The 11998-nt window shown below is 42.7% G+C and carries 9 protein-coding genes; 3 read left to right on the forward strand and 6 right to left on the reverse strand.

The window, feature by feature from the left end; genetic code table 11:
- Positions 1-279 precede the first annotated feature (279 nt).
- The 5 genes from NE671_RS05185 to NE671_RS05205 form a co-directional block, all read right to left on the reverse strand.
- Positions 280-1200, reverse strand: coding sequence for an AraC family transcriptional regulator (locus NE671_RS05185; RefSeq protein ID WP_021976649.1), 921 nt, complete (start codon positions 1198-1200; stop codon positions 280-282).
- Positions 1201-1350: 150 nt separating this feature from the next.
- Entirely contained in the window at positions 1351-3570 is a 2220-nt protein-coding gene (locus tag NE671_RS05190; protein ID WP_015526050.1) for an alpha-galactosidase, read from the reverse strand.
- A 180-nt stretch (positions 3571-3750) separates the two neighbouring features.
- Positions 3751-4590 (reverse strand): carbohydrate ABC transporter permease, encoded by an 840-nt coding sequence (locus NE671_RS05195; RefSeq protein ID WP_021650444.1) that lies wholly within the window; start codon positions 4588-4590, stop codon positions 3751-3753.
- A 15-nt stretch (positions 4591-4605) separates the two neighbouring features.
- Positions 4606-5508 carry a carbohydrate ABC transporter permease gene (locus tag NE671_RS05200; protein ID WP_015526053.1) on the reverse strand — a complete coding sequence of 301 codons (903 nt, stop codon included), beginning with the start codon at positions 5506-5508 and terminating at the stop codon, positions 4606-4608.
- A gap of 99 nt (positions 5509-5607) precedes the next feature.
- Positions 5608-6861, reverse strand: a complete 1254-nt coding sequence (locus NE671_RS05205; protein WP_021650446.1) for an ABC transporter substrate-binding protein — start codon at positions 6859-6861, stop codon at positions 5608-5610.
- Between the two features lie 819 nt (positions 6862-7680).
- Here NE671_RS05205 and NE671_RS05210 point away from each other — a divergent pair.
- The 3 genes from NE671_RS05210 (at position 7681) to NE671_RS05220 (ending at position 10045) form a co-directional block, all read left to right on the forward strand.
- Complete coding sequence (locus tag NE671_RS05210) at positions 7681-8112, forward strand: MerR family transcriptional regulator (protein WP_110103295.1); 432 nt, start codon at positions 7681-7683, stop codon at positions 8110-8112.
- Positions 8060-9223: an RNA-guided endonuclease InsQ/TnpB family protein gene (locus tag NE671_RS05215; RefSeq protein WP_173768967.1), complete on the forward strand. Its 1164-nt coding sequence runs from the start codon at positions 8060-8062 to the stop codon at positions 9221-9223. Before NE671_RS05210 ends, NE671_RS05215 begins: the two co-directional genes overlap by 53 nt.
- 177 nt (positions 9224-9400) lie before the next feature.
- Complete coding sequence (locus NE671_RS05220) at positions 9401-10045, forward strand: YesL family protein (protein ID WP_015526055.1); 645 nt, start codon at positions 9401-9403, stop codon at positions 10043-10045.
- 169 nt (positions 10046-10214) lie between these two features.
- On the opposite strand, the gene NE671_RS05225 is transcribed toward NE671_RS05220, so the two are convergent.
- Positions 10215-11741: a glycoside hydrolase family 31 protein gene (locus NE671_RS05225; protein ID WP_256163740.1), complete on the reverse strand. Its 1527-nt coding sequence runs from the start codon at positions 11739-11741 to the stop codon at positions 10215-10217.
- Positions 11742-11998: the final 257 nt, after the last annotated feature.

Below are 11998 nucleotides of genomic sequence, written 5' to 3' on the forward strand. Positions count from 1 at the left end.
CTTATCCGGAATTGTTATATTTTTCTTTAAAATTCCTGATTTTCTGCTATTTCTGCGGTGCAGTCCCGCTTCGTTTTCTTTGTGATCTTATCATACTACCAGAAACTTGTTTAAAATATGTACTTTGATGTTAATAATTGTTGTTTTGTTGCATGAGATACCTGGAAGTAATTTTCTATAACATTTCTTATGACATAAAAAACTCTCTGCCCGATACCAGAATTTTATATATTCTGGCACAGACAGAGAGTTTTTTTCTTCGTGAAATATATCACAGAATCAGTCCTCAGATTCCGTATAATCCCCTTTTTTCCCCTTCACTACAAGTTTTCTCTTTTCTTCCTTGTATTCTCTCGGACTTCTTCCTGTTCTTGCCTTGAATACCTTGGAAAAAGCCAGCGGATCTCCATACCCTACTTTTGCAGCTACTTCACTGACCTGAATATCTCCGTTTTTCAGAAGAGTCTTTGCCTTCTCGATGCGAAGATTCATAAGATATTCCTGCGGCGAGCATCCGAGGCTTTTTTTAAACGAGCTGGTAAGATAGCTCCGGTTGACGCCAATGCGGTCTGCCAGCTCATTGATCTTCAGACGCTTGTCAAAGTTGGCTGCAATGTAATCCACTGCCTGCTCCACATAAACGGAATTGGGATATCTGTGGGATGGAAGAAGCTTGCCTTCTCTCAGACATGCATCCCGGTTATCTGTGATCAGGTCAGAAAAAAGAAGCAGCAGAAGTCCGTTCCGTTTCAGCTCATTTTCAAAAACGAGCTTGTTGGTCTGGACCATTGCATCAATATATTTTGCAGCATTTTCCATACAGTGGATCCTTCGGACCGGATTTTCCCGGCTGAAGCCGCTTACATGGATCACTTCCTCCGCAGTCATTCCCTCAAATCCTACCCAGCGATATGTCCAGGGATTGTCCATGTCTGCCTCATACCAGGCCTCCACACTGGATGGGATCAGAAATGCTTCTCCACCTGTCAGATGATACTGATGGCCATCCATCTCAAAAACTCCGCTTCCGGATTCCACGATATGAAGTACATGAGAGATCCTGTTATTTGGTCCAAATCGATGTCCCGGATCGCATTTTTCCCATCCACAATAAGTAAGACAGAGATCCACCGCACCTTTCTTTAAATTCTCCAGACATTTAAAGCTGTCCGAGCTTGTAAAACCAACTGTATGAAGCAACTTGTCACCTCCCTGATGTCATATATTATGTTTCTGCCTGTGAGCTGCTTCGCCACCCAATAACAGGCCGCCATATCCGGCGGCCTGTTATTTTTCTGGTCAGGCGAATGTTTTTTCTGCAGATAATTTTTATTCCATCATTTACAGAAATCAGTCCTCTGCTTCAATTGTATACAATACAGAATGGAAATCACCGTTTGTCTTATTGCAGTAGTCACGATCAACCGGGATTCCTGCATACATCAGCTCATTTCCGTAAGCTTTCAGGCACTTATCTTCCCATTTTACTTTGTAAAGCTGATCCTCGTCAAGACCCTTGAAGCGCAGACGCATCCAGGAAGCATTGACCTTGTTCAGTCTTTCATAGTATCCGGCAACTGCCTGCTTTTTGTCTCTGGAAACAACCATCCATGCAGTATCATTTCCTTCGAACGGGCTTAAGATACGGTAGAAATCACCCTCCACCTGGATCAGGTCACGATGTTCCTTCATGAATTCCACCTGTGCCTTTACCTCTTCGATCTCTTTGGCACTTAAAAGGTTCAGATCCAGCTCATAGCCAAAGGTTCCGAAATATGCCACATTTGCTCTCGTGGAAAGCGGTGTGGTACGGTGCAGCTGATGATTCGGTACTGCTGATACATGAGATCCCATGCTGACGATCGGATAAACAAAGGAGGTACCGTACTGGATCTTTTCTCTCTCAGCTGCATCGGTATCATCACTGGTCCATGTCTGCGGTGCAAAATACAGCATTCCCGGATCAAATCTTGCTCCGCCGCTTGCGCAGGATTCAAAGAGAATGTCAGGGAATCTCTCTGTCAGTCTTGTATACAGCTCATATACACCAAGGATATATTTATGCATAGTCTTGCCCTGATCTGCTGCAGATGCGCCGCGGCTGAAAGGCTCGGACATGTAGCGGTTCATATCCCATTTAATGTAGGAAATGGAAGATTCCTCAATAACCTTGGAGATGGAATCATAAATAAAATCCACAACCTCAGGTCTGGAAAAATCAAGAACGTGCTGATGTCTTGAGTGGGACTCAAAACGGTCCGGTGCTCCGATGAGCCAGTCCGGATGTGCTCTGTAGCAGTCGCTGTTCTTGTTTACCATCTCAAGCTCTACCCAGAGACCAAATTTCAGGCCCATCTCCTCGATCTTACGGGAAAGTCCGGAAATTCCGTTTGGAAGCTTATTCTTATTTACGAACCAGTCGCCAAGGCCCTGGTAATCATCGTTTCTGGTTCCGAACCATCCGTCATCCAGAACGAAAAGCTCTACCCCAACCTCTTTGGCTTTTTTTGCAATATTGAGGATTTTTTCCTCATCAAAATCAAAATAGGTTGCCTCCCAGTTATTAAGAAGGATCGGGCGTGCATGATTTCTCCATTTTCCGCGCATCAGGCGGTCACGGTACAGTCTGTGGTAAGCCTGGCTCATTCCGTTTAAGCCCTTATCGCTGTATACCATAACAACCTCCGGAGTCTGGAATTCCTCATCTCTGGAAAGCTCCCAGGAAAATCCCTGTGGATTGATTCCCATCATAACTCGTGTCATCTCGTAGGTGGAAACCTCGACCTGTGCAAGGAAGTTGCCGCTGTACACAAAGCTGAAGCCGAAAACCTCGCCTGTATCTTCTGTTGTATGAGGACGCTTCAGCGCGATAAACGGATTCTGCTCAGAGCTGGAGCCGGTTCCTGCAAGACTCTGTACAGCCTGTGTACCCATCTCAAGTTTGCGTGTTTTTACATAGCGCTCACGTGCCCACGCACCGGAAAGATGGATCATCTCATAATCCATATCCGGGAACTCCACTGCTGCACTCATCACGTTCTCAAGACGGATCTTCTGATCCCCTTTCTGAACAAGGCGTGCACTTCTGGTGACCACCGGGTAATCCTCATATACGGAATATGTAAGAACAAGGTCTGTGTCCATCACAGAATCATGAAGTGTAATGTCCAGAGATGTTGCCTCTTCCTCGTTCTCTGTATAGGTTGCCGGAAGACCGGCAAGCTTCTTCTTGCCGCCGTAAATCTCATGAGAAACATATTTGAAATCTACGATCTCGCTTCCGTTCTCCTGACGAACAGTAAGGGCAGGATTTCTGTAATCACCGGTTCCGTAAACAGGATACTCCTGTTTGGTATACTGCATGGAAAGAAGTCCCGGTTCCGGAACGCATACAGCCATCAGGGAACGCATGATCTCCTCGTGAAGATAACTGAAATCCTCTTTATCGCGGATAGCTTTTCCATAGTACAGATTCTCCATCTGGCCATTTTCCATGATACAGGTGATGTAGCTTAAATGTTTGTTATAAATGTGGAATGTCTTTGATCCCTCGTGAAATTTGATCGGCATAATTTTCTCCTTTTTTCGTTTACTGCGGATAAAAATATCCGCCTCTTTCCTTAAGAATCATCAAATAACTGTGCATTTTGGCATTTGCTTCGATAAAAATACCGCTGACAACCTCAATAACCAAATCCTCAGTTATATACATTGTCAGCGGTCTTGTATTACCTTATGTAATATTTCTGATTACAGTTTTCCACCGCTGGTAGCAATACCTTCGATAAACTGTTTCTGGAAGATCATGTAGATCACGATCATCGGAATGCAGGCGATCAGAGATGCAGCCATCAGTTCCGGGAATTTGGATACGTACTGGCCCTGCATCTTTGCAAGTGCGGAAGAAAGTACCAGCATATCCTTATCTGTATTAACGATCATCGGCCACATCAGATCTTTGAATGCGAATACAGCTGTGAAAATTCCAAGTGCAACCATACTGGATCTTGTAAGTGGTGCCATGATGTAAAGGAAGGTCTGACCGATGTTACATCCATCAAGTCTGGCAGCCTCCTCCAGATCCTTCGGCAGTCCCATGTATCCCTGTCTCAGAAGGAAGGTACCGAACGCAGTGACAATACCCGGGAATACAAGGGCAAAGATCGTATTCAGCATACCCATCTTGCTGACCATCAGGTACTGCGGGATGATGAAGATCTGTACCGGAACCATCATCTGGAACAGTACAAGACTGAAGCAGAGATCACGGCCCTTGAAGTTCAGTCGTCCAAATGCATAGCCTGCCATAGTTGCTGTAAGAACCGCACACACTACTCGGAAGAAGATCAGAAGCAGTGTATTCTTGTACAGAAGCAGGAAGTTCATGTTATTGATAACAGAAATAAATGCGTCTTTTCTCCATATTTTCGGGAAAATGGTGAAAGGATCTACAGATGTTGCTTCCGTTACAGTTTTAAAAGCTGTCAGGATCATCCAGATAAATGGCACAAGCATCGTTATGGACACAATGATCAGTATGACATGTATTAAAATAGTGGTTAATTTCTTTTTTGTTTCCATACTATCCATGGTTAATCCCCCTTTTTAGTTGTAGAATACCCATTTCTTCTGACCGATCATCTGGAATACTGTCAGGATCATGGTGATAATAAGAAGTACTACTACGATCGTAGCGCCGTATCCCATGTTCTTATTGATAAATGCATATTTATAGAACAGATAAACCAGTGACTGAGTCTTGGTAAGTGCCGGGTTTGACTTGTCAATAACCATATAGATCAGGTCGAATACCTGCAGGGATCCAATTACACGGGTAACAAGTACAAAGAAAATAGTTGGCGACAGAAGCGGAATCGTAATGCTGAAGAATGCATTCACACCTGTAGCTCCGTCAATCTCTGCCGCTTCATAATAATCTCTCGGAATTTCCTGAAGTCCTGCCAGAAAAAGAACCATATTGTAACCGATGATAGACCATACACCGATGATCGCAACGGAAAATACTGCAATTTTCGGATCAGAAACCCAGTTTACATGAACATGGAAAACGTTATTGATAAGACCATAATCAGAGTTGAACAGCCATCTCCATACCATGGCTACCGCTGCCGGAGCTGCTACCATCGGAAGGAAGATGATGGTTCTGTAAACAGAACGGCCCTTCATCTTTCTGTTAAGAAGTACTGCAAGAACAAGTGCGATGACAATGGAAAAAGGAACCTCCACGATCGCATATTTGAATGTGTTGATCAGTGCCTGCCAGATCTCTTTATCTGCAAAAACCTTCTGATAGTTCTGTAAACCGATAAAGATATTTCCTTTACCAAAATCTCCTGTTTTGAAAAAGCTCTGGTAAATAGTCTGGAAGATCGGAATGATGTTCAATACGATCAATCCGATGGTTGTTGGGAGAATAAACAGCCAGCCCCAGAGGAACTCACTGCGCTCTCTCTTTGTCCGTGCCTGTGACTTGGTAGTTTTAGCCATAAGAATCACTCCTTCTATTCCTTCTATGTATGAGGCCGCTGCACCTGAGTGCGGCGGCCCCTCTCATTACTGCACTTAATTATCGGTGTTTCTTAATGCTTACTCCTCAGCCAGCTTCTCGTTCATCTGATCAGCCATCTGCTTGCAAGCCTCTTCCATTGTGATGTCGCCTGTGTATACGCCCTTAAGGATCTCGTTGTCCTCGTTCTCCCATGTTACAGTAGATTTGGAGTATGGACGGATCTCCATGTCATCCATCATGTTCAGATAAGCCTGAAGGTTGAAGTCTGCGGATTTAGCCCATGCATCAGATGTATCTTTGTATGCACTCATTGTAACACCAAGCTCAGCCTGTTTCTCCTGAGCCTCTTTGGATCCGAGGTACTCGATCAGCTGCCAAGCTTCGTCTGTGTGCTCACCGGAAGCAGATGCTGCCCATCCAAGTCCGTTATATGAGGAAGCTCTTCTGCCTGTCTCAGCGTTTTTAGGAAGCTCTACACAATCACAGTTAGCTGCTGTGTACTCGTTCTCTTTAAATGCTGCAAGCATCCAGGAGCCCTGGCATGTCATAGCGATCTTGCCAGCCTCGAAAAGTACGTCCTCGTTGTTCTCGGACATTGTCTCAAGAGACGGGATCACGCCATCCTTGATCCATCCTTCCAGTGTCTGCATAGCTGCGATCGTCTTCTCATCATCCCAGCCGGATTTTGTCTTGTCATCGCTGATGATGTATCCGCCGTTATCATAGATCAGGTTGTAGTATCCGGCCTGGTTGTTATCATTTCTCATTCCGAGACCGTACTGGGAACCATCATCCTTAGTAAGCTTCTTAGCTGCCTCTGTAACATCATCCCATGTCCAGTCAGCTGTCGGATAATCAAGTCCTGCCTCGTCAAATAATGTCTTGTTGTACCAGAGAGCGATTGTATCTATATCCTTCGGTACTGCATAATATTTATCATCGTATGTATACAGTCCCCAGATATCCTCCGGATAGTTCTCCGGATCGATCAGATCGCTGTCTTTGATCTTATCGGTCAGATCAAGAAGCATATCGTTGGACATGTATCTCTGACTCTCGTTGGAGTGCATCCAGAATACGTCCGGAAGGGAACCACCCTGTGCACCGGCCTCGAGCATTGTCCAGTACTCATCCCATTTAACAACGGAGATCTCTGTCTTGATTCCTGTCTTCTCTGTGAAGTCTGCGAGAATTTCTTTGATTCCCGGCTCCTGGTTGGTGTCCCAGATGGATACGGAAAGTGTAACATCGTCGCCCTTGGCATATACCGGAACTGCTGTCATTACCATGGCACCTGCTAACAATAATGCTGCTACTCTTTTGAAATTCATAACTTCTTCCTCCTTTTAAATCTTTCTTATTTTCCCTCTTTCTTTGGTCAGTTTTTATATTTTTTCACGTCCCTGACCGTTGATATTATTATAATTGCACATGGAAAAATGATAAATGGATTATTGTCATTTCAATATGGAAAAATGTTACTTTTTTATTCATTTTATCCATTTTTTGTTCACACTTTGTTAATTATCCGTCATTTTTCCAGTTTCTTTTACGTTTTTTTTATATACCCTCACAATTTTTACTATTTTTGAGTATGTTTTGGCGCTCATTTATCCCCTTGTAGCAAAACCAACATTTTTACATATGTATTTTTGTATGTTTTTACTAACTCAAAACATGTATAAATGTCATTTGCCGAATAATCTGTTTTTCCGTTCCTAACACAATTCCATGCACGCTATCATTTCCACATGTGCACGCAAAATTCCATATTTTTTTATACAGTCCTATAAACCGTTCTGTATCCTGCGTTTTTCCTGCCGAAAAATTTCCCGGCTGTACTGTTTTTCTCACCGTCAGATGTGTATTGACGATCCGTATTCGCTGCGAAGCATATTGCTGTTCATTCTGTGACCGGCAATACGCTTCGTGATGCACAAGATACTTATCTGCGTTCCCTCTCTTTACACACAGTCAAAAACTGTGCTAAGATTAGCTGGATCGGACTTTACACCTATAGTCTGTTTTTCATTTCTATATTTCTATATAAGGAGGTTATTAACAGTTAAATATAAATTATAAAATCATATAAGTACATGTTTGGTTTTATAAGATATTAGAGTAGAATATTATTGAAAGGAGTTGATGCTTTGAGTAAATATTATTCTATACATGAATTTTCAAAAATTATAGGCGTATCCGCCCAGACATTACGAAATTGGGATGCCAATGGAAAACTTCATCCGCATCATACTACAGTAAGCGGCTATAGATATTATTCTGACGAGCAACTCAACCAGGTAATAAATGTAAAGCCTAAAAATCGCATTACAATTGGATATTGTCGCGTTTCCAGCCATAAACAGAAAGATGATCTGGAACGACAGATTGATAATACTGAAAAATCCGAACAGCAGGAACTTGTTGAAGATCTGGTTCAGATGATCGCAGTATTCAGTTGCAAATTACAAGGAAAACGAGCGAATAAAGCTAAGAAACTTATCCGGGAACTGATACAGGAGGAAGTAGATGGTAAAAGCCATAAAAGTAATGTTGATACCAAACAATGTACAGAAAACTAAGATGTTTCAGTACGCAGGTGCTTCAAGATTTGCTTATAACTGGGCTTTGGCAAGGGAAATAGAAAACTATGAAAAAGGCGGAAAATTCATTTCAGATGCAGAACTCAGAAAAGAATTTACAAAGCTTAGACATTCTGATGGATACGCATGGTTATTGAGTATTTCAAATAATGTAACCAAACAGGGGATCAAAGATGCCTGCACTGCTTATAAGAACTTTTTCAAAGGTTTGCAGAAATTCCCAAGGTTCAAGTCAAAAAAGAGAGCAATGCCGAAGTTCTATCAGGATAATATTAAGATACAATTCAGCAATACTCATGTTAAGTTTGAAGGATTTTCTTCGAGCAGGAAAAGAAATAAACAAAAACTAAATTGGGTAAGACTTGCAGAGCATGGTCGTATTCCTACAGATGCTAAATATATGAATCCGCGAATATCCTTTGACGGATTGAACTGGTGGATCAGCGTATGTGTGGAATTTCCTGATTGCATAGAAAAACTTAATGATGATGGGATTGGTATAGATCTAGGGATCAAAGATCTGGCTATCTGCTCTGATGGAGCTAAGTATAAGAACATCAATAAAAGTCAGAAAGTAAAGAAACTGGAAAAACAGAAACGCAGATTACAGCGTAGTATCTCTCGCTCTTACGAGAAAAATAAGAAAGGAGAAAGTTACTGCAAAACAAATAATGTAATCAAAAAGGAAAAACTTTTATTAAAACGAAATCACAGATTAACAAATATCCGTAAGAACTATTTGAATCAGACTACATCTGAAATTGTAAGTCGAAAACCAAGATTTATTTGTATTGAAGATTTGAATGTTAGTGGAATGATGAAAAATAGACATTTATCAAAAGCAGTTCAGAATCAGGGGTTTTTTGAGTTTAAAAAGCAGCTTGAACACAAGTGCAGCGATAAAGGGATCCAGCTTATTGTGGCTGATCGGTTTTATCCATCATCAAAGCTTTGCAGTTGCTGTGGAAACATTAAAAAAGACTTGAAATTATCTGACAGAATTTATAAATGTGATTGTGGAAATGTCATTGATAGAGATTTTCAGGCATCTATAAATCTCAAGGCTTATGGAGAAAGAGTTGCAAGCTAACACTAAAACGTTAGTGCAAATATGTACGGGTACGTTAATCCGGAATTTACGCCTATGGAGAGTACAAGAACTTGTGAGTAGATAGATATTTATATCATCAAAAGCATACTCGTTGAAGTAGGAATGAAACATAGAAGTTTATAACTTTTTATAAGTTTTCAGTAACGGTATTTCGTTATGAATCTTTTAAATGAAGATAATGTCGTCCATGTATTTCTCAACAAGCTGGGTGACATCGTGATCGCCAATCTTCTTTTTATTCTCTGCTGCATCCCCGTGATCACCATTGGGCCATCACTAACTGCCCTTTATCACTGCATGATGCGTACAGTAAAAGGGAATAACAACGGCACAACGAAAACATTTTTCAGAGCTTTTAAGGAAAACTTCAAACAGTCACTGATCATATGGCTGCTGATCCTTGCTGCCGGAACCATGCTCATCCTGAATATCCGCTTTCTGCTCCATGCAGAAGGAAGCGCTGCACATATGCTGTTTTATCTTTCTGTGGGGGTTCTGACTTTGCTGATAATTTTTACTTTATACATATTCCCGGTAATCGCAACCTTTGCTAATACACTGGGGGCACTTTGCAGAAATGCATTTCTGCTGGCATTTATGCATTTCCCCACAACGATCGCCATTGCGGTGATCACGATCTTTCCATTGTATATGACATATCTCGATGCAAAGCTACAGCCACTTTACGCATGCTGCTGGTTTTTCTTTGGATTTGGACTTGTAGCTTTTATAAATTCGATGCTGTTGTATCGATTTTTTAAGAAGCTGCTTCCTCCGGAGGAGGATATTTCGCTTTTGTGATGAAAAGCTTGGGAAAATTGTTATTTATTTAGATATAGTATTTTTAGATATAGTATTTTCGCTTTTCAAAGCGGAGGAAATCTGCGAGGGGGAAAGCACTCAGAGTTGCGAAGCCCGTTTTTCCCCCTCGCGCTCCCCCTTTCCGGGCACGCAATTGTTGTGCGTTGTCCTACACTCTCCTCAAAACAACCAGCCCATCATTCTCACCAAGAACCACATTCCGGCCACCATTCAGTACATCACCCTCAGTCTCTCCAAGGCTAACACACCTCCACTGCCCCTCAGGCAAAGTCACACTTCTGACAACCTCCCCCTGCTTCCAAACAGGCGCCACCAAAAGCGCATCACCAACCATAAACTGATCCATCACCCTCTCCATACCCTGTCCAGGGAAAACAAACTCCATAGAACGGGCAATCGGCTCACCAGTAACTTTCGCACACTCTACAGCCTTGAAAATCTCCGGCAGACATTTCTCTCTGAGCGCCAGCGCAGCCTTAACCTTCTGAAAATCCGCCTCAGGCAGCACCCTCCACGGAGAAGCCGAAAACTGCATCACCGGCATCAAAGCCGCGATCTGTGCATACCGCACAAACATCTCCGGCGTACACGCATTCTCATTCCCATTCAAAAAGCAGGTATACTCACCCCCGCCAATCATATCCGGACTGCCAAAAGGATGCCCAGTAAGCCCCTGGAGCAACGTATCCGGGATCAATCCCGCAATACCACTCTCATCCCACTTCGTCTGCTTATCACAAAGTCTCTGCATCAGAGAATAACCCCCGGCCCGGAAACACACTCTCAGCTCATTAAACGCAAACTGCTCTCCAAACTCAGCCCAAAGCCTGGACAACTCATCCGTAGAAACATCACGGAACAGCTTATCACCCGCATGATAATAACAAGGATCACCCGCGTCCAGTTTAAAGCCATCCACACCCATATCCGTCAGAACATCCAGCTGATCCTTCAGCCACTTCATCGCATCCGGATTCGTCAGATCCAAAGCTGCAGAATACCCATTCCACCACTCCAGGATACGAGGTTTTCCCTCCGGAGTTTCAATCAGAAAATGCTTATCCCTAGCCTCCCGGAACTCCAACGTATCCGGAGTAATAAACGGACAGATCCACAGCATCACAGAAAATCCCATCTCATGCAATTCTTTGAGCATCGCCTTCGCATCCTTGAAATTATCCCCCCTGAACTGCCACCTTCCATAATAAGGAGACCAGCCATCATCGATCATCAGAACACCGGATGGAAAACCATTTTCCAGAATACCTTTTGCATATTTCAGGATATTCTTCTGGGTCTGATAATAGGTAAGTTCGATCCAGGAATTGTATACCGGTACTTTGAAAAACCTGTCTGAAAGTTTGATCTCATGAAATGGAAAATGCGCTTTCATGGCTGCCAGGTATGCACCTCGCAGATCATTGAAGCCATCTTTCAGAATGATAGGTTCCGGACCTTCCGCCAGGATCTCACCATTTCTGAAAGAAATGTGAAAACCTGCATCGCTCCAGATGTAGCGACCTTTCGAGGAAAGGAATAAAGGCATGATCTGATTGTGGGTTGGGTTTTCGCGGAAATCCCAGTCCACAATGTCGTCTGCACCTACGGGCTGGCGGTAGCCTTCATAGACTGCACCACCGTACCTGAATTCGTTTTTTAATATAGTTGTTTTCATGTTGAGGCTCCTCCTTTTATATGTAAATCTATTTTTTTAATGTTGAGGTTATTTTTGGGGGTATTAGTGTAAATTTATCCGCTTTTCAAAGCGGAGGAAATCTGCGAGGGAGAAAGCACTCAGAGTTGCGAAGCCCGCTTTCAATGCCATTTAGTTAGAACATAGTATTCCAAAAGATTGCAATGTATGGTAAAAAAGAATTATACATTGCAATCTTTTTTTATACAAAAGGAGGCTCGCTTATGAACTCTACTTTT

Origin of the sequence: Blautia sp. DFI.9.10, from assembly GCF_024461705.1 — a bacterium.
Taxonomy (GTDB): domain Bacteria; phylum Bacillota; class Clostridia; order Lachnospirales; family Lachnospiraceae; genus Blautia_A; species Blautia_A fusiformis.

Coding starts and splice junctions, on each gene's coding strand:
- NE671_RS05190 (WP_015526050.1), bottom strand. CDS start 3,570: ATGCCGATCAAATTTCACGAGGGATCAAAGACATTCCACATTTATAAC.
- NE671_RS05195 (WP_021650444.1), bottom strand. CDS start 4,590: ATGGATAGTATGGAAACAAAAAAGAAATTAACCACTATTTTAATACAT.
- NE671_RS05200 (WP_015526053.1), bottom strand. CDS start 5,508: ATGGCTAAAACTACCAAGTCACAGGCACGGACAAAGAGAGAGCGCAGT.
- NE671_RS05205 (WP_021650446.1), bottom strand. CDS start 6,861: ATGAATTTCAAAAGAGTAGCAGCATTATTGTTAGCAGGTGCCATGGTA.
- NE671_RS05215 (WP_173768967.1), top strand. CDS start 8,060: ATGGTAAAAGCCATAAAAGTAATGTTGATACCAAACAATGTACAGAAA.
- NE671_RS05220 (WP_015526055.1), top strand. CDS start 9,401: ATGAATCTTTTAAATGAAGATAATGTCGTCCATGTATTTCTCAACAAG.
- NE671_RS05225 (WP_256163740.1), bottom strand. CDS start 11,741: ATGAAAACAACTATATTAAAAAACGAATTCAGGTACGGTGGTGCAGTC.